17 protein-coding genes and 1 pseudogene are annotated in these 25,835 nt (G+C 44.6%); 12 read left to right on the top strand and 6 right to left on the bottom strand.

Annotated elements, in window-relative coordinates:
- The first annotated feature begins 134 nt into the window (after positions 1–134).
- Positions 135–895 (top strand): IS5 family transposase gene (locus tag OCV19_RS17225; protein WP_261875664.1). Its coding sequence is split into 2 segments (ribosomal slippage): positions 135–675 and positions 675–895, totalling 762 coding nucleotides; the frame shifts between segments, so codons are not numbered across the junction.
- 31 nt (positions 896–926) lie between these two features.
- Here OCV19_RS17225 and OCV19_RS17220 read toward each other — a convergent pair.
- The 3 genes from OCV19_RS17220 to yghU form a co-directional block, all read right to left on the bottom strand.
- Positions 927–1,250 (bottom strand): DOPA 4,5-dioxygenase family protein, encoded by a 324-nt coding sequence (locus OCV19_RS17220; protein WP_065675810.1) that lies wholly within the window; start codon positions 1,248–1,250, stop codon positions 927–929.
- Positions 1,251–1,454: 204 nt separating this feature from the next.
- On the bottom strand, positions 1,455–5,978 hold the full coding sequence (locus OCV19_RS17215; protein WP_065675811.1) for an SslE/AcfD family lipoprotein zinc metalloprotease: 4,524 nt from the start codon (positions 5,976–5,978) through the stop codon (positions 1,455–1,457).
- Positions 5,979–6,254: 276 nt separating this feature from the next.
- Positions 6,255–7,112 (bottom strand): glutathione-dependent disulfide-bond oxidoreductase, encoded by an 858-nt coding sequence (gene yghU / locus OCV19_RS17210; RefSeq protein WP_065675812.1) that lies wholly within the window; start codon positions 7,110–7,112, stop codon positions 6,255–6,257.
- Between the two features lie 283 nt (positions 7,113–7,395).
- Between yghU and OCV19_RS17205 the strand changes: the two genes are divergently transcribed.
- Positions 7,396–7,740, top strand: a complete 345-nt coding sequence (locus OCV19_RS17205) for a YajD family HNH nuclease (RefSeq protein ID WP_017060876.1) — start codon at positions 7,396–7,398, stop codon at positions 7,738–7,740.
- 180 nt (positions 7,741–7,920) lie between these two features.
- Here OCV19_RS17205 and OCV19_RS17200 read toward each other — a convergent pair whose 3' ends face one another.
- Positions 7,921–8,301, bottom strand: a complete 381-nt coding sequence (locus tag OCV19_RS17200) for an NADH:ubiquinone oxidoreductase (protein WP_065675813.1) — start codon at positions 8,299–8,301, stop codon at positions 7,921–7,923.
- 594 nt (positions 8,302–8,895) lie between these two features.
- Between OCV19_RS17200 and OCV19_RS17195 the strand changes: the two genes are divergently transcribed.
- The 3 genes from OCV19_RS17195 to OCV19_RS17185 all read left to right on the top strand — a co-directional run bounded on the left by OCV19_RS17195 (position 8,896) and on the right by OCV19_RS17185 (position 14,368).
- The gene (locus tag OCV19_RS17195) at positions 8,896–10,134 is read left to right on the top strand and encodes an L-lactate MFS transporter (RefSeq protein ID WP_019825796.1); all 1,239 of its coding nucleotides are present in this window, start codon (positions 8,896–8,898) and stop codon (positions 10,132–10,134) included.
- 57 nt (positions 10,135–10,191) lie between these two features.
- The gene (locus OCV19_RS17190) at positions 10,192–11,856 is read left to right on the top strand and encodes a VRR-NUC domain-containing protein (protein WP_065675814.1); all 1,665 of its coding nucleotides are present in this window, start codon (positions 10,192–10,194) and stop codon (positions 11,854–11,856) included.
- A gap of 157 nt (positions 11,857–12,013) precedes the next feature.
- The gene (locus OCV19_RS17185) at positions 12,014–14,368 is read left to right on the top strand and encodes a fatty acid cis/trans isomerase (RefSeq protein ID WP_065675815.1); all 2,355 of its coding nucleotides are present in this window, start codon (positions 12,014–12,016) and stop codon (positions 14,366–14,368) included.
- Between the two features lie 101 nt (positions 14,369–14,469).
- Here OCV19_RS17185 and OCV19_RS17180 read toward each other — a convergent pair whose 3' ends face one another.
- Positions 14,470–15,408, bottom strand: coding sequence for a LysR family transcriptional regulator (locus tag OCV19_RS17180; RefSeq protein WP_065675816.1), 939 nt, complete (start codon positions 15,406–15,408; stop codon positions 14,470–14,472).
- A gap of 93 nt (positions 15,409–15,501) precedes the next feature.
- Between OCV19_RS17180 and OCV19_RS17175 the strand changes: the two genes are divergently transcribed.
- From OCV19_RS17175 to OCV19_RS17165, 3 genes are read left to right on the top strand one after another with little or no spacing between them, the layout of a single operon-like run.
- Positions 15,502–16,827: a cytosine permease gene (locus OCV19_RS17175; RefSeq protein WP_065675817.1), complete on the top strand. Its 1,326-nt coding sequence runs from the start codon at positions 15,502–15,504 to the stop codon at positions 16,825–16,827.
- A 5-nt stretch (positions 16,828–16,832) separates the two neighbouring features.
- Complete coding sequence (locus OCV19_RS17170; protein ID WP_065675818.1) at positions 16,833–17,957, top strand: DUF917 domain-containing protein; 1,125 nt, start codon at positions 16,833–16,835, stop codon at positions 17,955–17,957.
- 4 nt (positions 17,958–17,961) lie between these two features.
- Positions 17,962–19,542, top strand: coding sequence for a hydantoinase/oxoprolinase N-terminal domain-containing protein (locus OCV19_RS17165; protein WP_065675819.1), 1,581 nt, complete (start codon positions 17,962–17,964; stop codon positions 19,540–19,542).
- A 135-nt stretch (positions 19,543–19,677) separates the two neighbouring features.
- Here the strand turns inward: OCV19_RS17165 and torS are convergent, their stop codons facing one another.
- Entirely contained in the window at positions 19,678–22,683 is a 3,006-nt protein-coding gene (gene torS / locus OCV19_RS17160) for a TMAO reductase system sensor histidine kinase/response regulator TorS (protein WP_065675820.1), read from the bottom strand.
- A gap of 92 nt (positions 22,684–22,775) precedes the next feature.
- Between torS and torT the strand changes: the two genes are divergently transcribed.
- The 4 genes and pseudogenes from torT to OCV19_RS17140 all read left to right on the top strand — a co-directional run.
- Positions 22,776–23,804 carry a TMAO reductase system periplasmic protein TorT gene (gene torT / locus OCV19_RS17155; protein WP_065675821.1) on the top strand — a complete coding sequence of 343 codons (1,029 nt, stop codon included), beginning with the start codon at positions 22,776–22,778 and terminating at the stop codon, positions 23,802–23,804.
- Between the two features lie 60 nt (positions 23,805–23,864).
- Complete coding sequence (locus OCV19_RS17150) at positions 23,865–24,320, top strand: methylglyoxal synthase (RefSeq protein WP_017064778.1); 456 nt, start codon at positions 23,865–23,867, stop codon at positions 24,318–24,320.
- Between the two features lie 95 nt (positions 24,321–24,415).
- Positions 24,416–24,922, top strand: a complete 507-nt coding sequence (locus OCV19_RS17145; RefSeq protein ID WP_261875728.1) for a helix-turn-helix domain-containing protein — start codon at positions 24,416–24,418, stop codon at positions 24,920–24,922.
- Positions 24,892–25,761 (top strand): annotated as a pseudogene (locus OCV19_RS17140) (IS3 family transposase); the annotation flags it as partial. The gene OCV19_RS17145 and the pseudogene OCV19_RS17140, both read left to right, overlap by 31 nt.
- Positions 25,762–25,835 lie beyond the last annotated feature (74 nt).

Raw genomic sequence — 25,835 nt, 5'->3', positions numbered from 1 at the left:
TTTCCGGTCGGAATGAGTTAAGTGCAATATTGGTATATTTGATTAGGGCGTGTTGATCTTTCGTGAGTGTTTTTTGAACAGCATGGTAAAGAGTTATAATTTGCTTCGCCAAAAGTAAAACCATAACCAATACCATGCCAAGAACAATGCTAACTGATATTCGCTGGGAACTGCTACTCCAAGTTATGAAAAGTACAGGTCGTATTTACGATAAAACTGAACATCGAATGACATTTGAAGGAATACTTTATCGAATGAGAACAGGTATTCCTTGGCGAGATCTACCCTCTGAGTTCGGAGAGTGGAGTACCGTTTACAGACGATTTAATCTTTGGTCAAAGAAAGGGATTTTAGATAATCTTTTCAAAAGCTTATCTAACATGGCTGATTTTGAATGGGTATTTCTTGATGGCTCTATAGTTAGAGCACATCAGCATAGTACAGGTGCAGCTACTGAAAGTTCAGAGCAAATAGGAAAAAGTCGCGGGGGCAACTCAACCAAAATTCACTTAGCCGTAGATAGTGGTGGCCTGCCGATTTGCTTTGATTTATCAGAGGGACAACGCCACGATATAGTGCATGCCGAAAGCTTAGTTGAGCAACTCGATGAAGTTAATACCATCGTTTGTGATAAAGGATATGACAGCGAACCTTTCCGTATTTTGTTAAGGAACGTGGCGGAGAAACGGTAATTGCTAAACGCAATTACGGACAAGATATAGACAAAGACAGTATGGATTGGTGTTTATACAAGTATCGTCACTTGGTCGAAAATGCCTTTGGGAGAATTAAGCATTATCGAGCTATTTCAAGTAGATATGACAAGCTAGAAAGGAATTATGCCAGCATGTTATCGCTGGCATTCATGTTAATGTGGCTACCGATGTATTGTTGAACGCGAAATGTACAGCAAAGATCAACACGCCCTAGCTACTTAGCGTTTCTTCAAAAACACCCAGTTCACGACCAAGCCATGTCGCACGTACTGTGTGATCTAAAGTTTCTTCACCACCAGTTACCGGGTGAATAAGCACCGACATATCACCGCGCTCTTGCTCAAGCCATTCAACAATACCCGACTCTTTGTTAGCAAAGTGAATCTCAAACATCGGCATCTTATGTGGGCCAATCAAACGCTGTATTAATGGGAAAACCTCTAATACATCTTTACGTTCCGATAAAATTTTCTGACGCAGTGTTTCTGCCTGCTCTGCAAAACGCAGAGGGAAATAGATATGACCGTGGTACATGGCACCATCCTTTAGAATTATGATGCGAACAGTTTAACCTGCTTTCTCTAGCAAGGACAGCCAACCAATGGCAGCCGAAGTATTAAACATCATGTAGAAGACTGATCTAGCTGAAATTTCTAGAGCATTGCAACAAAAACGCCACACGTAGTTTAAGTGTGGCGTTTGTTTTTAAGCTATAAAATGCTTTAGCAATAATTAGCGTTAGTAAATTGAATCAACATTCAAAGGACTGTTCTTTGGTTTCTCTAGTTTTAATTGTTCAACCGCACTAAGACCTTTAGAGCTAATTCCGCCACTATAAGACTTCGTGCCATCAGCATTAGTCATTGAAGTTTCGCCCACGTTCCAAGCAACAAAGAAATCACTTAAGTCATAATTGGAAACGTAGGAGCTACAAACCATCATTAAGTCGCCACCGGTTAGCCCAGTATCTTTGGCACTACAATAGTTTTCAACCACATCACCCTCTGTATCACCTCGAGCTTTACGGTGCATAAGTTTGAACATGTTCCAGCCTTCATCGTCACCATACACATCAGATTGGCTTGCGCCGCGTGTATACCAATCATCAATTGCAAAGTTCGATTTTGCCCAGATTTTTAGTTGACCAAACATAACTAATCGTAAACCTGCATCACCATGTGACCAACCATGTTCATTATTAAGCTCTAGCCATTTAGGTGCTTTCTTAATATCCGATTTAATGCGATCCATTTCAGGGTTTGCATTGCGCCCCTCTAACTCCTGCATATACAACGCAAGAAGGTTATTGGTCACTTCTGTACTACCAGCCGCTAGGAAAGGAGCTGATGCTAAGTTATGACCCACCTCATGCCACAACAGCCAGTCGTTCACAGGGTTGGTTGGAATGTATGTCCGATTTGCGTTAAAGCTTGAGTTCATCACTGGGTAGCCAGAGTGAGCAGCACCAATCGAAATCTGCACGTCATTCACAAAACGATGGCGGAACGCCTTCAGTTCTGGATAAGTGAACCTACGGTGTAAACCATCGTTTTGTTTCTCATCACGCCCGTAGAAGTCACTTGCCGCTTCGGCGAATCGATTCATATCAGTTGTGAATTGGTTCAAATCAGCGGATTCTAGATTCCTGATTGGGGTCGTATAAATAAATGAACCCGTATCGATTTCTGCAATTGGAGCCTCTGCCGATTGAATAGAGTTAATCCACTCCCCCTCTTTCCACCAAGCCGCTTTTAACGCGCCATCAATGCTAAACGAAACTTCACCAAGCTCTTTTACTTTCGGTTGAATATAAATCAGGCCGCCATAAGGGGCTTTGAAATTTAAGCTCGAACCATTGTAATCGTAGCTGGTTTGCATACGTGGAGGACGTTTCAAGCTCGTTTCGTGATTCGGCTTACCTGTAAGATCATCCGCCATCATCACGGTAATCGTAGCTGCCACTCCGTCTTCAATGGTTACTTCTTGTAATTGAGGTGCCCACAGACCTGTAGATTGATTATTCCCTGCCGAATACGTCACTGCTTTACCGTTGGTTTGAATCATTACCGTACTTGATGAGGATGCCCCCGAAGTTCGACCCGGATACATTGTGGTATCGACAACGATTTCATGATCCCAGAATGAGCGCCCCAACATGATACGAGTCAGAGGTTTCTCCATGTAATTTAATGGATAGCTCGGATTCAACTGCCCAGATAACTCACCTTCGCCATGAATCATTCCATTAGCGACTAACGACGCTTTTAGGTCAACAGGACACTGTGCATCCATTGTGTCTGTTTGATGTAAGCCTTCGGTATAACAGTTTAGGAACTGAACAGCTTGCTTGAACCCCAACTCATCTTGTATGTCTGTTTCAAAACGGTATGCGTTGTCGTTCCACATCCAAACAGACAGGTTATCAAACGCTTGATTCAATTCACTGTTAGACAGGCGTTTACCTTGAGTACCTTTTGTTCGATAGTAAATCTCGTGCTCGTAAAGCGCTGTAAAGTTAGTGCCCAAGTTTGCTGCTTTCACCATGCTACCAACAACAGCTTCACTTACTTCATAGCGGTCGAAATCGGCTCTATGATAAGCACCACGAACAGTAATTCCGTCTCCAGAACGAGTCTCAATACAGTTAAATTCGTATTCATAATCGTTTGTACAAAGATCAGTTCCATCAAATGCAGATTGCAGTTCTTTGATCGCCGCTTCACGCTCTTCTGCCGATTCAACAAAGATACGTGCGGATTTTGTCTCCATTACGGTTACACCAGACGCATCAAGCACTGGCTTCCCTTCAACGTCTAACTTAACAACCTCATAAGTCGGGATTTCAAATTTGATTTTGGATTCATCTTCAATCCACTCAACCGTACCATCTTGATTTACCGTGAATGGAGGCTCCCCTTGGTTATCTTGAAAACGCTCAAGAACCACCATTTCCTTTTGGCTCTTCACGTGAAGATTTGGATACGGTGCTTGGCAGTAATAAGAGCTACTGCAGAAAGCTTGGTTTGTCGGCGTAACGTTTTCACCGCCAAGAGATACACCTGCGGCATCCGCCAAGCGCCCTATAGGTTCAGGGTTAGTCGTTTGAATCGCATCCATAAACAAGATATTGCCACCGTCATTAACATAGTTAATAAGAGCCGTAATATCGTCTTGGCTTAAATTCGGGTTATCCAAGTCAGCGACAAACTGGTTAGTCATGCCATCTTGAACCAACTTAGGTGGGTATGCCTGAAGGATCAAAATCGGCGTAGTGCTCGCATTCAAACCATCAAAGTCACCTGAACCACGCTTTTCTACTGATGCAAAACCATACTGAGGACTAACAAAAAACGTGTACTGCTTACCCATTGTGGAGTGGTGATAAGCCGAATAAGCTTGGTCAATATTGGTGACTGCATTCATCCCAGCAATAGGCAAACCATTATTGAACCACTCAAACAAGTTCGAGAAAAACAGCCTCATGCTGCCTTGGTCATCATGCAGTAGGTTTTCAAACGTCGAAACAGTGCACTGTTGTTTGTTGCTATCGATGTGTAATGTGCGATTCGCCCAATAATTCTCTGGGCATGACAGAATACTTGGATATAAGCCATTGCCCATGAACACGACTTTACCTTTGCCTATCTCGCCTGCAGTAACGAATGGAAATCCATAAGTCGCGTTGTCTTCAGAAACTAAAGGGATCGAAGGCATCGAGATGCTTGGGTGTTGTGCGATGTAAGGCTTACCTTCACGAGTCCAAGCCTGTTGCTCGCCAAAATAAAGCTCACGGTTTTTATCAGTTCTTGGCATCATCACAGGGAAGGCTCTGTTCGAGATGTTCAGAGCTCGCATACCGCGGGTATAACCCGTCGCACCGTAAAAGCTACCATTGTCATTGAAGACATGGAATGTGGTGACGTTGTGGAAGATTTGCTGCAGAGAATCTGTAACATACTGACCAGAATCCATAGATAAAACGGCAGGTTGACGAACATAATCCATAAACTGAGGCGTTTGGCGCAGCTGCTCATCAATGACTGCTGTTAACCCTTGGCTAAACTGACCAACAAACTCATTAGGAAGTTCGAAGTCTGTACCCTCTATCAGCCCCCCATTTGGCAGAGTTAGGTTGATCAACTCATTTATAACGTTAGGGTACTTTGAAAAGGTATCTTGGACTTCTTCAGATATCTCATAATAACTTACATGATCAACCGCGTAGCGCTCTAGTAATGACTGGATATTCGCTTTCTCTACCACATTATTGGTCACATCAGACAATTTATAAGCAATCTGATTACCCGTAATGGAGCCAAACTCAAACGTATCAATACCAAAAACAATTCTGTCGCCCCACAGGTACTCAAAGGTTCCCTCTTCATCCGTCACGCCCGTCGCGTTAGCCGAAAAGAAACTGATCCCAGAAATCGGCGTACCATTAGCATCTGTAAGCTTACTGCGAGTTAACACCTTGCCTTCAACACTTGGCTTATAAGCATAGGTAGACTCTGCGTCTGCAGAAACAAAACCAGCGTTAAGGTTATTGTCCGCATTAGGGTCAACCGCAGGAACAACAGTTGTGTCTACGTGTGAACTAGGAGCCTTACCTACTTCATCTGTAGATTCTTCTTCTTTCGAAGAAAAGTACGCATCGACAGCATCTTGATCATCAAGTTGCGAGAACACATCCTCAATATCAAAAGCATCCAGTTCTTTTAAACAGATAGCACTTTCAGTCTCACAAACATCAATTGATTCGAGTACCTTAGTAACGTTGTCTCCATGTAATTCTGTCAACTCAAATGCCGCATGAAGCGTGTCATTTGAAATCGTGCTTTCGGTAACTTCAGGGAAAGGAGCAGTGAAATCACCTAAGGTAAGGTGACCCAAGGTACAACTAAAACTCACGCCTTGTTTTACACTGAACGTTCCGTTTTCAAGATGAATGCCGTCACAGTACACCTCTCCAGAAACAAACGCCCCGCTCGACAACAGTGAACCGATGTAAGTTGTTGGGGGAATAATATCTGTTGGTGGAATAATGTCAGTCGGCGGAAGAATATCCGTTGGTGGTACAATATCTGTCGGAGGAAGAATGTCCGCTGGTGGTACAATATCTGTCGGAGGAAGAATGTCCGCTGGTGGTACAATATCTGTTGGAGGAACCGTATCAGGGCCACCACTATAGCTTAGTGAGTCGTGATTACACCCTAAAAGAGCCGTGGATATGATAGCCAACGCAATTAAGTTTTTTTTCATTGAGCGAAGTTAGTCGTAATTTAAAGTGGACCGTTATCTTATAGATTTACTCCACCTCGATGACTATTGTTTTTTGTCTTAACCACAAAGACTATTACTCATAAGCGATTGAATAAGATGAATAAAGTGATAATTGAGACTCTCATTCCAATTGCAAAACCTCTCCCTACCTTAAAACGGAAAAACGCCATATCTCGATTGAGATATGGCGTTTCAATTAGCCATTAACATTAAGACCGATAGGGTATATCTGCCAAAAACACGTTCAAAAAAGAACTAAGGCTTAAGCTTTAAAACTCGGTCAATGTCTTCTGCAGAATGGCGCTCTGGTACTTGCTCCCACTCTTCGCCAAATGAACGGTTAACCACTCGGCCGCGTTGGAAGCCTTCGCGCGCTTCTAGCTGCTTCGCCCAGCGTATGACGTTGGTATAGGACTCTACTTGCAGGAATTCGGCTGCATCGTAGATTTTGCCTAGCACAAGGTTGCCATACCAAGGCCAAATCGCGATATCAGCGATGCTTAGCTCGTCACCCGCCACAAATGTGTTATTTGCGAGCTGTTTGTCTAACACATCTAGCTGACGTTTAGCTTCCATCGCAAAGCGGTTAATTGGGTACTCTTGCTTTTCATCCGCGTAAGCGTAGAAGTGACCAAAGCCACCACCTAGGAATGGCGCAGAACCTTGTGCCCAGAACAACCAGTTAATGGTTTGTGTTCTTGCTGCCCCTTCTTTTGGTAAGAAGTGACCAAATTTTTCTGCTAGATGCATCAAGATAGATGCCGATTCGAAAACATTAACGTCTTCGTCACCAGACTTGTCGACAAGTGCTGGTATTTTAGAATTTGGATTCACGCCAACAAAGCCAGAAGAGAACTGATCAGCCTCACCGATGTTGATCAAGTACGCATCATATTCAGCTTCTTTAACACCCGCCGCTAACAACTCTTCCAGCAAAATAGTGACTTTTTGACCGTTAGGTGTGCCAAGAGAATACAATTGAAAAGCATGGTCACCAACAGGAAGCTCTTTATCAAAGCGAGCTCCAGATTCAGGACTATTGATGTTTGCCCATTTGTTACCACCAGCAGTATCGTTAACCCAAACTTTTGGCGGAGTGTATTGTTCTGACATGATATTTCCTTATTAATATAGGGTCTCACAAACTGATATTAGGTCACATGTCTGCGGTTAAAACCCCTGAATACGATTTATTTTCAAACTGTTAAGCATGGCTTATTCCAGAAAGACATAACCCGCTTTAGCGTTAGTGTGTAAAAGATAAGTCCGTATTCAAACTTCAGTCTAATATCGCAAAATCCCCCGCATCATTTAACAATGATTTACGAACGACATACCGACAGCTTCAAGAAAGCTGTGATAAAATCGGGATATTACAATTGATAAGGATTTGGCAATGTCTTCTGATTTCACAGGTTCAAGTGCAGCGTATGCTCGCCAAGAGAAAGGCTACCGTGAAAAAGCACTAAAACTGTACCCTTGGGTTTGTGGTAAATGTGCGCGTGAATTTGTTTACTCAAACCTCCGAGAGCTGACCGTTCACCACGTGGATCACGACCATACAAACAACCCTGAAGATGGCAGCAACTGGGAGCTACTGTGCCTGTACTGTCACGATCATGAGCATTCAAAATACACTGACCATGAGCGTTATGGTGTGGATGCAAAAGCGAGTTTAGATGATCATCAGTCAGCGACACACAACCCGTTCGCCGATCTCGCCAAGATGATGAAGAAGTAACACACCTTCAGAGTTGCCTTTGGTAGATGGTAACTGGTAGATAATAGATAAATAACAAGAAACCCCAGCATGTCACCATGCTGGGGTTTCTTTTATCTGCCGTCATAACCAAATAATAGAGTTCAGATAGGCAGGATCAAAAAAGCCTTCCGAAGAAGGCTTTTTAAGAATCAAATAGAATTATGCTGCCGCTTGCTTGCGAGACTCTTCTACCTGCTTAGCGCGCTTTTTCATCATCAGTTTATCGCGGTACGCAAACCAAACGTAAGACACGACCACTAAGAAAAACAGATATGACAATGAGAAAATGAACGGCGATTGAATGATATCGTTCGAGATACCCCAAGAAACACCGATAACAGTCACTGCAATTTTCGCAAAAAAGCCACACATCAATAGCACTAATGCCAACTGTGGGAAACGCGTACTGCGGAATGCAAGCCAGTAGCAACTACCAACTGCTAGAGCCGCAACATAGAAGCCGAATAGGAAAGAGTGAATATGGTCAGCTGCCGCTACACCACCAGAAATTGACATCAATAAAATTAAAAACAGTTTCATAATACTCGCCTCACCATAAGTTGGAAACGCATCCTTTCAAATTTGGAATCTCAGTTTGCGTACTATTTTCCCACTTTTTACGGACAACACAACCCCTCCAATCGAACAAAATGTAAGCAAAGGTGCTAACAAAAAGCACCCTTAACAATTACGTAACATTCTGTTTTTAATAAAACTCCGTTACTCCTTGTCTCATATGAACAAAGCGCTATTTCGATTTATTTTGTTACACAATTTTAACCTTGGAAATTAATTAAAATTATTTGTAACTCTGTGATATCCGCACGGAATACGTGTCTATTCAAAAACCATCACCTCAAAATCCCTGAAATAATAAGAAAACAGAGCGAAAAAGAACAAAACAGAAAGGTGTTGAATACATTTTAAAAACCAATAAAAAACAACTCATTAACAAACTAAATTTAATTTACCGAAAATGGAAAAAGAGATTCCAATCACATTTTTATTGGTTATAATCCGCGCTCTTTTGCGCTATCTGTTGATAAACGCAAACTAATTTTGAAGAAACAATCACAATAACCCGTCTTTAGTTAAGTGGCTCTCCACTAACCGATGACAAAACTGAGAATAAAAATGAGCAAGATTGATAAAGCAACACGTATCCTGCTAGCAGGCTTCTGTATCAACCTTTGTCTTGGCATCCTGTATGCTTGGAGTGTATTTAACAAAGCGCTAGTAACTGAAGCTGGTTGGAGTGCTGCTGAAGCATCTTCTCCTTACGCTATTGCAACTATCACATTCTCTGTTTGTCTTCTTGTTGCAGGCATCCTACAAGACCGTATGGGTCCACGTAAGATCCTAATCCTAGGTACGGCTCTAACAGGCCTAGGCATGATTGCTTCTGGTTTCGCTACAACGCCTATGATGCTGAACATCACGTTCGGTATTATGACAGGTGCTGGTATCGGCTTCGGTTACGCATGTCTTTCTCCATCTGCAATGAAGTGGTTCCACTCTTCTAAGAAAGGTATGGTTAACGGTCTTATCGCAGCAGGCTTCGGTCTTGCAGCTATCTACCTAGCACCAGTAACTTCTGCGCTAATCGACAGCATGGGTATCCAAACTAGCTTTATGATTCTTGGTGTTGGTGTACTTGCAATCGCAGTACCTCTAGCAGCAACAATCAACAACCCACCAGCGGATTACACGCCAGCTGAGCCTAAAGTAAAAGCCGGCCAAGCTCCTAAAGCGGTTAAGAAGACTGAAGACCTAACTTGGAAAGTAATGCTGAAGACTCCTCAGTTCTACTCTCTATGGATCATGTACGCATTCGCTGCATCTGTTGGTCTAATGATCATCGGTAACATCACTACGATTGCTAGCGTTCAAGCTAACCTGCCAAACGCAGTTTACCTAGCGTCTATCCTTGCAGTATTCAACTCAGGCGGCCGTGTTGCTGCAGGGATGCTTGCAGATAAAATCGGTGGTGTACGTACTCTACTTCTAGCGTTCATCCTTCAAGGCGCGAACATGGCTCTATTCGCTACGTTCAACTCTGAATTCACGCTAATCATTGGTACGGCTATCGCAGCTGTTGGTTACGGTACGCTTCTAGCAGTATTCCCAACTCTGACTGCTGAGTTCTACGGCCTGAAAAACTACGGTACTAACTACGGCGTACTTTACACGGCATGGGGTATTGGCGGCGCTATCGGTGCAGCAGTTGTTGGCTTCTCAATGTCAAACGGCGAAGGTTACGGCCTAGCTTACACAATCTCTGCAGTTATGATGGCAGTGTGTATTGTTCTAGCAATCATCACTAAGCCAATCTCTGAAGCTAAAGTTGCTGAACTAAAAGCATCGCAAGCTTAATCAACAGAAAAGATTGAATTTGTTACTGAAGAGCTTAACCTTAGGGTTAGGCTCTTTTTGTATCAAGCGACTTCTCCATTGACGACCGAAACCACTGTTCAGCTCTCCCCTACTTATTATCTCGACAACTTCAATCGGCTGGTTGAACACGCTCAAACGCTCTACCCCGATCTTCTGAGTGACGATGAATGTCGTTGGTTGTCCGCATACAAACGCCTTTCTGTTTCAAGCCAATGCTTAATGGTTCGTTTGCTTTCTCGTAAAGGCCGTTGGTTTCGCAGCGATAAACTCAACTATGTTGAGATCCCTGATCTAAAGACCGCACTGCAAGAGCTAAGCAGATCAGGCTTCATTGGGTTGAGTCATCCCGAAGAACAGCATGACCTCGCCATTAATGAGGTCGATCTCGGGTTGCACTTACTCACCAAACCAGAGCTGTTGAATGTATTCCCCGCCCTTAAGAGCCATAGAACTGCCAAGAAAGATGATCTGTTGTTACGGCTTGATCAGCAACCTTTTGATCAATTTCAAAACCTAACTTTTGACTGTATTTACGTCATCGAATCTCAAGTGATTGATGTATTACTGTTGCTATTCTTTGCTAACACCTATCAAGACTTAAGCCAGTTCGTGTTAAGCGACCTTGGGCTCAACACCTTTGAGAACTACCCACTAAGTAAGCAACGCCGCTTCTTCACTTCTAGAGATCAACTCAATCAATTACTCCAGATGCGCGATATTCAACGCTTGTATTCAGAAGGTGACCGCAAAGATGGCGAGTTTCTGGAACTGCTTTTAAATTCGATTCCTGAAGAATCAGAACACAGAAGCATTGCCAGAAAACGATCGCGTTTGCTCAATGATATTGCTCGCGATCTAGAAAGGTTAAACCTAAACGCCCAAGCTGTCTTTTGGTTCAAGCAATCTACACTTCCACCAAGCAGAGAACGACTTGCGCGCATCTACGACAAACAAGGTGAGTTAGACTTAATGTGTGACATTGTCACGCAAATAAAAGCTACTCCATCGGATGTGTCAGAGTTAGAAGTCGCGATTAAGCTTGAAGACAGGCTATTACGGAAACAGGGGCACAAAGTTTCACGAACTATAAAACCAAGCTGCAAAGAGATAAAACTGGAATTAGACCTCAGCCAAACTCGAGTAGAGCTTGCGGTAAAGCAGCATTTTGAGAACCAAGGTTGGGATGTCTATTTTTCTGAAAACAGTTTTCTGTGTGGCTTGTTTGGTTTGGCTTTCTGGGATGTCATTTTCGCAGACGTTGAAGGCGCCTTTATCAATCGATACCAACATCGACCATTGGATCTGTACCATTCAGATTTCGTAGACAAGCGAGTCGGACAGGTTGAAGCCGTGTTTCAGACGATATCCAAACATGGGCTGAACCATTTGCCTGATACTCACGATGAAAAGCTAGGTATCGCGAACCCCTTTGTTCATTGGAATTATTTTCCTAAGGCACTCATCGAACACAGCTTGGCTTCGATTCCAAATGCCTTAGTTGTCGATCTCTTCAAGGTGATATTGAGTGATTTAAAGCTATTTAGAACTGGGATGCCGGATTTGATTGCATTCAAGGGCGCTGAGTTTCATTGGATTGAAGTCAAAGGCCCTGGCGATAAACTGCAAGACAACCAGTGGCGCTGGATCAAAGAGTTTGAGCGATTGTCTGTCCCCTTCTCTGTTTGTTACGTCAATCAGTAAGCCTTAAGTCGACACTCTAAATTCCAACCTCGGGTGAGTGACTCACCTCGATAAGTTGCTCAGTCCCATCAAGATCTTATCTATAAGATTGTTAGAACATGAGCATTTTCAATCATTTTCGATATAATTATAGAAAATGCCTAATATTTAAATACGTATGAATTTGAAAAAACTCTTCATTTTAGCTTTTGTTAGCGTCTTCTCAGGTTGTGCCGTCTACGCGGGTTTAAACTTCGACGAGCTGTTTGGTAAACAACAAGTTCGCGACCGCCAAGCGCCTATTCTTTCGGCTCAAGCACAGCACTTCATTGACGAAGTAAAGCCCATCATTGATCACCGATGCGTGGTTTGTCACGCTTGTTATGATGCCCCTTGCCAACTCAAAATGTCTTCAGTGGAAGGCATAGACCGAGGCGCGAGCAAAGCACTCGTTTATCAAGGCACCCGCTTGACGGCATCAGCCCCTACTCGCTTGTTTGAAGATGCGTTAACCACGCAAGAGTGGCGCGATGCGGATTTTCATCCAGTCCTCAATGAGCGAATGCAGAACTCAACGGCTAACCTCGATGCTGGTCTTGTTTCTCGTATGTTGATCCAGAAAGAGAATCACCCTCTGCCCGATCAAACCCAGCTTGAAGGTTTCGACTTTTCAATCGATCGCGACCAACAGTGCCCAACGATTGAAGAGTACGCTCAATACGAGAGAGATTACCCAACTTGGGGGATGCCTTATGGGATGCCGAATTTAGATAAATCCGAATACGCGACTTTAATGAGTTGGTTGGAAAATGGCGCGTTAATGAACGACCATATTCCGCTAAATGATGCAGAGCAAGAGCTCGTTAATGTCTACGAAAGCTTTTTAAATAAGAGTGATAATAAGAGCCAACTTTCAGCACGTTACATCTATGAGCACCTGTTTTTATCTCATGTCTATTTTTCTGATTTAGCTCAGCCAACACGCTTCTTCACTGTTGTTCGCTCTGCAACACCTCCGGGTGAAGCGGTACAGCGCATCACGACTCGTCGCCCTTATGACGATCCAAAAGTAGACCGTGTTTACTATCGTCTGATTCCAGAGCAAGGCACCATCGTCGACAAAACGCACATGCCTTTCGCACTTAATAAAGAACGTCTACAAAAGTGGAATAGCTGGTTTGTCGACGTTAATTACACCGTAAAACAACTTCCTAGTTACGATATTGATGTTTCAGCTAACCCAATGACTTCGTTTGAAGCGCTGCCAGTAAACTCGCGCTTCAATTTCATGTTAGATAACGCGCAAAACACCATCATGGCCTACATCAAAGGACCTGTGTGTCGTGGTCAACTTGCCTTGAACGTGATTAACGACCGTTTTTGGGTTTTCTTCATCGACCCTGAGAAAGCCGATTTACCAGAAATAAATGCCTTCTACGCGAGCCAAAAGAAAAACTTAAAGCTGCCTAGTGAGCTAAAAAGCAACACCGTACCTGTGACCAACTGGGTAAGATACGCGAAGCAACAAGCGCGATACTTAAACGCGAAATCAGACTTCACCAACCAATGGTTCGAGAGTGGCGTAAACCTAGACACTAGCATCATTTGGGATGGCGATGGTATCAACCCGAATGCTGCTCTCACCGTCTTTAGGCACTTCGATAGCGCCTCTGTTGCACAAGGGTTAGTTGGCACTCAACCTAAGACTGCGTGGATTCTTGATTATGCTCTTCTAGAGCGTATTCATTATCTTCTCGTTGCGGGCTTCGATGTTTACGGCAACTTTGGCCATCAGCTGATTACACGCATGTTCATGGACTTCTTGCGCCTTGAAGGTGAGAGTAACTTCTTAAGCCTTCTTCCTAAAGACGTCCGCCACATTGAACACTCTAGTTGGTACCAGAACCAAAGCGCACAACTGAGTGACTACTTGCAGCGAAACATTGCACCTTTTGATCAGCCGACCAGCGTGGTTTACAAAACAGCCAACCCTAAGCGTGAACTGCTTAATATGATCAAAGATAAGCTCGAACCTGTTCTCGATAATCGCTTTGAGATTGTGGAAACGGGTTTTGGTAGAAAGAATGAAGCACTGCTTAATCAAGTGAATTTGATTAAGGGAGAAGGCCTGCGTCATGTACCACAATTAGTGATGATCATGATTGAAGGCGAAAACGGCGAAGAGCAACTGTTCACCATGATTCACAATAACGCGCACAGCAACATTTCTAGCTTGTTTAATGAAGAAGGTAACCGTGATTACGCCAATGATGACCTAACCCTCGTAAGAGGTGTTGTGGGAAGCTACCCTGCGGCTTACCTATCATTAACGGAGAGCGAGATTCCTGCTCTGGTTAAAGCGCTGCAAAACTTAAACGCAGAAGAGGACTACGTGGCGCTGCTAGACAAGTTTGCGGTACGACGCAGTTCTAGCGAGTTCTGGCCATTCAGTGATCGCGTGCATCGTTGGTATCAACAAGACCAACCGATCGAGTTTGGCTTATTGGATTACAACCGCTTCGAGAACCGTTAGTTTTCACTCATAAAGCATAAAAGCAAAAATCCTCTGTCTTGGCAGAGGATTTTTTGTATATAGGAAAGTATCTTAAGTGCTATTGAGAAGCGACGAGTTCTCTATATTGAAGCCGATGCTTCCGGTTGGTGTAGCTCATCAAAAAACGCACGCGCGGCGGGAGAAAGGGAATCCACAGGTTGCTTCAACACCACGTAAAACTGGCTCTTGAGGCTCCATTTCTCGGGCTGAAGCGGAATCAAGGCTTGGTCATAATGGCCACGGTCGATTAAGTGAGACGGTAAAAAACTCAGGTGTGTGCCGGCCAAGGTTAAAATTACACCCGACTCGACATGCCAGCCATCAAAAGGCTTTACGGAATCGTACTGCTCAATATTCAGTAATCGGAACATCTCATCTTTGGCATAGCCGCCCATGTTGATACGACAGCCCTCCAATGAGAAATCCTTGTCCATGATCTTCTCAGCCAGATCCTTGCGCGCATATAGATAACTGTGCTCTTCAAACAGTGGGTATTTATGTTGAAACGCTGATTTTTGATGTGACCCTAGAACCACTATCATCATATCAATCTGGTTCTTTGCTAACTTCTCATTCAACTGGGTGAAATCGCCGACATCAACACTCACCTCAACACTGTTACTGCGTTGGTAAAACGTCTCGATCGCTTTAGGAAGTGGGTTATAGGGCAAAGTGACGGTGTTATCCAAGCATCCAATTCGCACATGCCCAGAGAGTTCTGTCTGTACACCACGTAACTTATAAGCGAAGTCGGTTAAGGTCGATTTTAGTTGGTTCGCATATTTATACACTTGCTCACCTTCGTGAGTCAGCTTAAAACCCCTTCTTCCACGTTGGCATAATGTTAATTCTAAGCTTTTTTCCAAGGCAATAAGCTGATTACTCAGCACAGGTTGGCTAATACCAGTGCTTGCGACCGCCTGATTGATGCCACCTTGCTCAACAATTTCACAAAAAAGCTCTAATCTTCGCAGGTCTCTTTTATCTAACTTATTGTTTGAATTCACTTTGCCACTCACATTTGTTTTTTGTTATGTTTACATCTGATTATATTCATTTATTAACAATAAATACATCAGTATGCTTTATTCACACTTATGGAATAACAATGCATGGATGGCAATATGGCGGCAGAAGCTTACGTGAATAAACCCGAAGCAACACACAGCCACAAAAAGATAGATGACTTCGAATTGGAACCCGTACCCGAGAAGGCCAAACGATCTTGGTGGGTTATCAGCCTTATTTGGTTGGCTATCGGCATCGATATTTCGGGATTGTTTCTCGGCTCGATCCTAAGCAGCGGTATTGGTTTTGAAGATGCCCTGCTTGCCACGTTTATTGGTTCAGGGTTATTGGCGATCATCGCGATGCTGTGTGCCAACATTGGCTTTCAAGCTGGTGTCTCTACCCCGCTGGTGAGCAGCGCAGTATTTGGTCGTAACGGCGGTAAAATTCTTGGCTTCATCAACGGTATCTCATTAGTTGGTTGGTTCGCATTTCAGGCTGACTTCTTCGCTTTCATCATGGTCGATGCACTGGCGAAATACGACATCATAATTTCACACCTTACAGCTCTTATTGGCGGCAGTGTATTAATGATGATGACGGCTATCTATGGCGTTCGCGCTTTAGGTAAACTCAGTACCTATTCAGTGCCTTTGATGGTGACGCTGATTACCATCGGTTTGTTTATGGCCGCTGACTATCAAGGTGGCACAGCGCCATCGATTGAAGATCCTTTGACGCTTGGCCAAGCCATCTCTTTTGTTATGTCTATCTGGATTTTGGCAGCGGTTGCAGCACCTGATATTGCTCGCTACGCCAAAACGCGTCGTGATGCGATTCTAGGAGCGGGTATCGGTTTCCTCGTCGGCAACAGTGCCATCATTCTTATCGCGTTGATCTTGACCAAAATGACCGGCACCGACGATCTAGTAGAAGTCTTCTTCACCCTAGGTTTAGGCATGGCAGCTATCATCGTGCTGGTGTTCGCACAATGGACTACCAACAGTAGCAACCTGACCTCTGGCGGCTTATGCATGTCGATGGTTCTACCTAAGATTCCGCGCCCTGTTCTGGTTGTGATCATGACCATCGTCGGCATTGGCATTGCTCAACTCGGCATGGTGAACAAGTTTACCGACTTCTTAATGCTACTCAGCGTAACCATTGCGCCTGCTGCGGGTGTCTACATCGTTCAATATTATGTTTTAGATTCGACAAAAATGAGCTTTGAGAACATCCAACAAGTTCCAGCTTGGATGTTTAAAGGCTTGGCTTCTTGGGCATTTGGTACTGCATTCAGCGCTTGTACTGCACCAGAGTTTTTCAACCTATTTTCGTTCACCAGCATCTCGGCGTTAGACGGCATTCTTGCCGCTGGTGTGATTTACCTCGCCCTAATGAAGCTTTCTCCTTCAAGTGATAAGGAATAGTAGTTGTGATTATTACCGAACAAATGATTGATGATATCGCGCTTGGTGCGACGGTATTAGGTACTGGCGGCGGCGGTGACCCATACAGCGGTGCCTTGATGGCGAAAGTAGCCATTGCAACGGCAAAGCACCCTGTACGCATGATTCCTTTAGAAGACGTGCAAGACGATTGGATGACAGTGCCCTCTTCAATGATTGGCGCACCAACCGTCGCAGTAGAGAAACTCAATTCGAAAGATCAAATGTTGATTGCTTTCGAAGCGATGGAAAAAGCGCTCGGCACTGAAGTAGCGGCAACGTTTCCTATCGAAGTAGGCGGCTTCAATTCATTGATTCCAATTCTCGTTGCAGCGCAAAAGAACATTCCTGTGATCGATTGTGATGCGATGGGACGTGCGTTTCCAGAAGCTCAGATGGTGACCTTCTTTCTTGATGGTCTCCCTTCTGCACCGAACACATTGGCCGATGAGCGTGGCAATGTCGTCACGCTTTATCCGATTGACGGTATTTGGTCTGAAAAGTTTGCGAGGCCGATTACCGAACAGATGGGTGGCTCTGCAGCAATGTGCGATTACCCAATGAACGGTAAGAACCTAAAACGCAGTGCACTGCCTGCAACACTGACCCAAGCAATGAAGATTGGTGAAGCGATTAGACTGGCGAACGACAACAATCAAAGTGGCACACAGGCCGTGTTAGACATTGTCGGCGGCCATACCATCATCAGTGGCAAGATTGTTGATATACAACGTGAAACCGATGGTGGCTTTGCAACAGGCGGTGTCGTGATTGAAAAGCTGGCTCAGTTTGAAGATACCGGTGTCGATAACGTATTTGTACAGTTCCAAAACGAATTACTTCTCGCGCACAAAGGCACAAGTCGTGCAGACATGAACCAAGATAACCTGCTGGCATCAACACCGGATCTTATTTCGATCTTGGATCATGAAACCGGCAAGCCAATCACAACCGAACAACTTCGTTACGGGCAGCGCATCGACCTTATCGCCTACCCTTGCGACCCTAAATGGCGCACTGACAAAGGCATCGAAATCGCGGGCCCGGGTTACTTTGGCTACACAGTCGAGTATCAAACCATTGAACAACTAAAGTCTGCATTGAAGAGGTAGTCGCATGACAAACATTACGCTTGATTACTGCCGTTTGGGCATTGACGTAGGTGGCACCAATACCGACGGTGTGCTGCTCGACGCAGACTTAAATGTGATTGCCAAAGTAAAAACCGCAACCACACATGACATTTCAACTGGCATTGATAACGCGATTACTGCGCTATTAAACCAAGCAGACATTGATGGTCAGCAAGTGAAACATGCGATGCTTGGTACCACTCAATGCACCAACGCAATCGTTGAACGAAAAGGCTTAGATAGAGTCGGCATGATTCGCTTAGCGCTTCCCAGTGGTGATAGTGTTCCGCCACTCTGTGGTTGGAGCAAAGCTTGGCAAACACTGCTTGGGGAGCACTTCTACCAAGCTCACGGCGGCTATGAATACGACGGCCAGTTGATTGCCGATATTCAAGAATCTGAGATCCGCGAGCTTTGCCAGAAAATGAAAGGCCAAGTGGATTCTATTGCTATCTGCGGTGTGTTCTCTCCCGTCAATGGCGACCAGGAGCTTCAAGCAGCAGAGTGGATTCAACAAGAACTTCCGGGGGTGAACCTTTCGTTATCCCATAAAGTGGGCAGCTTAGGGCTTTTAGAACGCGAGAACGCCACTATCCTCAATGCGGCTCTGCAAGGTACAGCAAAACGATTCGTAGACGGCTTTTGTAATGCACTCATCAATCATGAAATCCACACCACACCTTATTTCGGTCAGAACGACGGCACACTGATGTCGCAGCAATTCGCATTGATGTACCCGATTCTTACCGTGGCTTGTGGCCCAACAAACTCGATTCGCGGAGCAAGCCACCTGACCAAGTTAAAAGATGCAATCGTGGTCGATGTGGGTGGCACTACGTCTGATATCGGCGTGCTGACTCACGGTTACCCAAGAGAGTCGAGCTTAGCGGTAGAGATTGGCGAAGTGAGAACCAACTTCCGCATGCCTGATATTTTGGCGTTAGCCATTGGTGGCGGCACCAAGGTTCGTTTTGAGCAAGAACGTATCGAACTAGGCCCTGAAAGTGTTGGTCACACTCTAACGCAAACGGCGCGTAGCTTTGGTGGTGATGAACTTACGCTCACCGATATTGCACTCAAAACAGGTCAAATGCAGTGGCAGGCAGAGCATCAATTGAGTAATGATATTGGTGTTTCGGCCGAACAAGCGAGCAAGGTTTACCAACAAATGGTCACGGATGTTGAAGAAGGCATCGATAAGATGAAGACATCTGCAGCGAGTGTACCCGTAATCATGGTTGGCGGCGGCAGTGCACTATTCCCAGATCATTTTGAAGGAGTAAGCCAAGTGGTTCGCCCTGAGCACTTTGAAGTAGCGAATGCCATTGGTGTTGCGCTGGGAGAAATATCAGGCCAGTTCGATAAGATCGTACCGATTGATCCAGCATCACGTGAAGAGACCTTAAAGGGCTTGGAGGAGCAATCAAAGCAACTGGCAATTGAAGCTGGCGCATGCAGCGATAATGTCGCGATCATTGAACGAAGCGAGATTCCATTAAGCTACCTACAAGGCAATATGGTTCACGTTAAGATCAAAGCAGCTGGGCATATCAAGATGGCTTAGAGCCGTTCCTCGAACGCCTTGCTTAGATTCTTATTCGACAATAAAAAAGCAGGTCACTTCTTCATATTAAAACGGAGAAATAGCCTGCTTTTTGCTTTTTGCTTTTATTTTGGGGCTTTCCGCCCAATAGCCACTCTATAGCTGTTCTCGGAGCGCTGCTAGCGAGTCTTTCACCAATTCAGGTAATGAGTCAGCATTATCGCGATATTGAAGCAATGGGTCCTCGCTCGCTTCAATGCTCTGGCACAAAGCAAACAGTGCAGATAACCCTAGGCTGCCGGCAGACCCTTTCAGTTTATGAGCTAAAGACTTAATTTCACGAGCGTTGTCAGCGGCACTTGCCACAACCAGTTCATCGAGAGTGACTTGGCTGCTTTGGTCAAACAACCCAACAATCTGCACTATTTTTTCTCGACCGAGAATAGCCAAGTCGTCTTTGATAATCTTAGGGTTAATCATCTGCACAATCGGTTCTCCTTGATTATGTTCCGCGCCTTGGTTTGCTCGTTGTGTCGAGCTTACAAATGCCAATGCTGATAAGTCTAGCTCGGTCTCCTCAGGTTTAGAGTTTAGCTGATAACAAACGGCATCTGACGGATCCGGCTGAGGCAGCAACAGCGTGTGGCCGTCCAACTGCTCAACAATCAATTCCGACAAGGCTTCCTTCTCTAACGGCTTAGGCAAGAAGCCATCAAAGCCAGACGACAAGTAGCTTTCCACTTCTTCGTTAAACACGTGAGCTGATACTGCGATCATTGGGGGTACTTTTCGAATTACGTCTTCTTCACTTTGATGCTGAAGCGCATCGTCTTTGAGTTGTTGAATTAACTCGACGCCATCGCAGTCCGGTAAGTTAATGTCCACCAGCGCAATATCGAACTCTTGCTCACTGAATATGGCTCTCGCTTCTTGTCCGGTTGTCGCAATCACAACCTCGTGGCCTAGATTATGCAAAAAGCCTTCAGCAACGATGCAGTTTACGGGGTTGTCTTCAATCAGAAGTACCTTAGCTCGAATACACGCTTCAATGATCGGTACTTTCGTTTCTATCTTCTCACCGGCTTCAAGTGGCAGTGAGAACCAGAACTGACTACCCTCGCCTTCTTCAGAATGAACGCCAATATCCCCGTTCATTGCCAACATGATGCTTTTACTGATCGCTAATCCAAGACCTGTGCCGCCAGTTTTGTTGCGACCGCTGTCGGTTTGGGTAAAGGCATCAAACAGGCAAGCTTGTTCGCTAGCGTCAATGCCGACACCGGTATCTGACACTTCAAACATCACTCGATTTTCATCTTCGATATCTAAGCTGATAAAGATATCGACCGAGCCAATTTCCGTAAACTTAATTGCGTTGCCGACCAAGTTATTCAAGATTTGGCTGATTCGCGTTACGTCACCACGCCAATAGCGTTGCACGTCACTTTCAATATGGAAATCAAAATTGAGCTTCTTCTCAGCGGCACGCCCTTCCATCAATTGGTAGGTATCTTGAACCATCTGATGAAGATCAAACGAAGCTGTGCGGATTTCCAGATGCCCCGCTTCAATCTTTGAGTAATCCAACACGTCATTCAAAATCGCGAGTAGATTCTTACCGCTGCGGTTAATGATGTCAGCATAGCCGGATTGCAGCGGGTCTAACCCAGTATCTTTGAGCAATCTTGCGGTACCTAATACACCGTTCATCGGTGTTCGTATTTCATGACTCATCGTCGCAAGGAAAGCGGATTTTGCTCGGCTTGCTTGTTCTGCGGCGTTACGAGCTTTAGCGTGGTTCCCCACCTCGATATTCAGCTTCTCATTGGTCTTTTGCAGCTGGTAGGTTCGGTCTGTGACCAACTCTTCTAAGTGTTCTTTGTGCTCTTCAAGCTCGCGTTTCGCCTTTGCTTCACCCACCGCAACCACTTGTAGCGCCTGCGCGGTGTTTCTGGCAGTGATGATCGCCTCGCCCATATGAGCCAGCTCATCATTACCCTTTACCGAGATATCAATATTCAGGCGACCTTGTGCGATAGACATCAAGGCCGATGAGTATTCAGTAAGACGTTTAACAACCGAGATATACACCACTCGCCACACGATAAATGCAACGATAACCAAACCAATAACCGAAATCACAGACAGTGACCATTGAGCCAAATTCAACGTGCTGGTCAGCTCATCAACCGCTTTTTTGGTGCTTCGGTTTGAATCATCAACCAGTTGGTTAACCGTTGTATTCAGCTGAGAGAACAGCTCCAACGTATTTTGCATCAGAAACTCTGACTTTTTGGTGTTCTCATATTGTTCTAATGAAATATCGAACACGACTTGGCGTTTTCTGAGCTCTTCTAGAAGCTGAGACATCTGCGCTGAACGAGTAGGATCTTCGACCGCTTTAACGCGGCGCGCCATGATTCTTAGGTTGGATTCAAATTCTGATTGGATTTGATGAATACGCTCTACGTTGGTAACGGTTTGCGTTTCTTCAATTTGGTTAAGCATTTTGAACGCCAACAAATGCAATTCGTGTAGGCGCTCAGACAAATCAAGGTCAACCTCTACAAGCGCATCTAAGGCTTGGTAGGCTTTATCCGTTTCTTTGGTTTCTAGCAGGTCATAGATATGCGTGACGTTAGCAACCGCAATGGTAGCCGTGTTCAAAACTTGGGTTCGCGTCAACTGCTCTAGCTCTTCGGCTAATAGGCGCATCTCTTCGACACGAGACGACAACTCTTTACTTAACCAAAGCTTACGCTCAACCGACACACCCAGCTCAGCCAGTGTGTTAATAACGCTTTGAACATTGTTTTCGAGTTTATTGAGGAGCTGAGAATCGAAACTGTCGACACCAAGCTCTTTGATATGTTGAAGAAGCGACTCAAGTTGGTCAAACAGTACGGTGCCAGCCTCTTTTCTTTCAGCTTCGTTTCTCGCATTAGAAAGTGTTTGTACTGACGAAATAATACGGTTACTCAATTCAGAAACCTGACGAGCTTCGATCATGGCAGGAAGCGCCGAATCAACGACGTTTCTTTCCGTTTTGGCTACAAAGCTAAAACCAGAAACACCGATCAATGCAGACAATAGAACCAACAGTGCCATCACTAAGAATGAGGCCAGCAGCTTGCGTCCAATACTCGCTGAAGCTAACAACATAAACTCTAAACCTTAAAACGTTCTTCTTTACCCATGCAGAATACGCTATATTTTGCAGTGTTTCTTATCTAAAACCAATAAAACGGCAATTCATGCTATCTAGACCTTTCGCTTCAATAATTCTTCTCTCACTACTGGCCTCAGTGACTACTGTCGCAAGTGCTAGCGAGCCTTTGAGCCCAATAAAACCAGCCGAAGCCACATCGCAAAAAGAGAAAATCTGTGCCATTTATCCGCACCTAAAAGACTCATACTGGTTGTCTGTGAACTACGGAATGATCTCTGAAGCAGAAAAGCAGCAAGTTGAGCTAAGAGTATTGGAAGCTGGCGGTTACCCCAACGTGGCCAAACAAGCCTCGCAACTGGTGCTTTGCACACAATGGGGAGCCGACGCCATTATTTTAGGTACGGTTTCACCCGATGCGTATCATGACAATCTCAGCGATTGGGTTGGCTCGACGCCTGTGTTTGCTACGGTAAATGAGTTAACCGTCAATGAAGAACAACAGAAGGTATTAAAAGGTACGGTCGGTGTCGATTGGTACCAAATGGGATACCAAGTCGGAGATTTTTTGTCGAAACGACACCCGAAAGGATCAGGCGAAACACCTATCGCCCTGTTACTTGGTCCACAAGCAAGTGGCGGCACTAAGCCTGTGGCACTGGGGTTTTATGATGCGATCAAGTCGAGCGATATCAAAATTGCGATCAGCTATTGGGCAGATAACGATAAAGAACTGCAAAGAAACCTAGTACAACAGGTGATCGAGGAGCCGGATATCCAATATATAGTCGGAAGTGCCGTCGCGATTGAAGCAGCGATCAGTGAGCTACGAGCAGCCGATAAAACCGAAGAAATTGGATTAATTTCAAGTTACCTAAGTCACGGAACCTACCGTGGTTTACTTCGTAACAAGGTACTTTTTGCGCCAACAGATAAAATGGTTGAGCAAGGTCGCTTGTCGGTAAAACAAGCCACGAGTTACTTACGCGGTCAACCTTACGAGAAACACAGCGCACCAATTATCGAAGCGCTGACACCAGCAACACTCAAAGATCAAATTATCGCCGACTCATTGTCACCTTCTGAGTTTCGTCCGGTATTCAGTGTGAATCCTTAGTGCTATATTGGCTGAAGAACTCAAAACAATAAAAACGAAACAACAATTTAGGGAACATTCATGCAAAAAACGACGCGCACTATGCCAACACACAAGCATATCGCTTTGGTCGCTCATGACCACTTCAAACCTGAGCTACTAAGATGGGTCAAAGAGAACAAAGAAAAACTACAAAAGCACTTCCTTTACGCAACGGGCACGACTGGTTCTCTACTCAGTAAAGAGACAGGCCTAGCAATCAAGAGCATGATTAGTGGCCCTATGGGCGGTGACCAACAACTTGGCGCGCTTATCTCTGAAGGCAAAATCGATATGCTGATTTTCTTCTGGGATCCGCTTAATGCTGTACCACACGACCCAGATGTAAAAGCACTGCTTCGTATCGCAAGTGTTTGGAACATTCCTGTGGCCACTAACCGCGCTACCGCTAATTTCTTGTTTAACTCTTCACTGCTTGAAGAAGAAGTAATCATCGAGATCCCAGACTACGAAGCGTACCTAGCTGAGCGCACATAATCGCACGTTAAATGTGCTCTCTACTGAACAGACTAAAAAGCCTGCATTTTGAACTGACCCCCAATAGTTGGACACCAATTATTGGGGGTCTTTTTATGTCCAAATATAGCCGAGAGCTAAAATGTATCATTGCTAAGCAATACTTAGATGGCACGTCATCTCTCTACTTAGCAAAACAATATTCAATTTCTTCAAGGCAGATACGGTATTGGGCTCAAGTCTTTGCCATCCATGGTACTGATTCATTTTTACCAACTAAGCATGCCGCGACTGCTCAAACAAAACGAAAAGCATTGAATTTAATGTGGACGAATGAATGGTCTCTCACGCACACTAGCGCAGTATTAAACCTCTCATCCCCTGGGATACTCTCTGTCTGGCTCAAACGATTTAATGAGCTCGGTATCAAGGGGCTCAAAATGCGCCAGAAAGGAAGACCCTCAATGAAACAGCAACCTCAACGAACCACTAAGCCTGATAATGAAATGACACTTGAGGAGCTAAAAGAGGAGTTAGTCTACTTACGAACCGAGAATGCTGTTTTAAAAAAGTTGGAAGAGTTGGAGCAGGAAAAACCGTCGAACAAAGAAAAGCGGTCATAGCTCTAACTCTTAAAGGCAAGTACCCGTTGAAGCACTTACTGCAGACTCTACAGCTGGCAAAAAGTGTCTTTTATTATCAGGCTCAAACGAGCAAGCGCCCAAATAGCTACGAACGTGAGCTGCGGTTGATAAAGTCAATTTATCATGAACATAAGGGCCGATACGGTTATCGTCGTATTCATTTAGAACTAAAAAATCAGGGGGGCGCGCTTAATCACAAAACGGTTCAAAGGCTTATGGCTCAGCTCAACCTTAAATCGACGGTCAGGATTAAAAAGTACCGTTCATACCGAGGAGAGTCTGGAACAGCTGCTCCCAACGTGCTTGAAAGAGATTTTAGTGCGACTCAACCCGATGAAAAGTGGGTAACTGATGTCACGGAGTTCAAAGTCAAAGAGCAGAAAGTATACTTGTCTCCCGTTGTCGACTTGTTTACTCAGGAAGTGGTAGCTTATAGAGTGGCCAAAAATGCCTGCTTGCCGCTTGTCACGGATATGCTGACGGAGGCTATATCAACGCTTAAACCCAACTCAAAGCCAATTATACACAGCGATCAAGGTTGGCAATATCGCCATCGACAGTATCAGAAAAAGGTAGCGGAGAGTGGGTTAACGCAAAGCATGTCGAGAAAAGGTAACTGCTTGGATAATGCTGTTGCTGAAAACTTTTTTGCTTTACTCAAAACCGAGATGTATCACAACCAAAGCTTTGAAGATGCAGATGCTCTGATAGAGCAAATTAAAGAATACATCGAGTACTACAATACCAAACGTATAAAAGTGAAACTAAAAGGCCTGACTCCGATAGAATATCGAACTCAGGCCTTGAAAGCCGCTTAACAGAAATGTCCAACTTTATGGGGTCACTTCATTTTATCGCAGGCTTTTTTATGTCTCGTTTTCAGACATTAAAC

The sequence above is a fragment of the Vibrio celticus genome, from assembly GCF_024347335.1.
Lineage (GTDB): Bacteria > Pseudomonadota > Gammaproteobacteria > Enterobacterales > Vibrionaceae > Vibrio > Vibrio celticus.
Note: the sequence above shows the minus strand (reverse complement) of the source record. Positions and strands in the feature narration are given on the sequence as shown.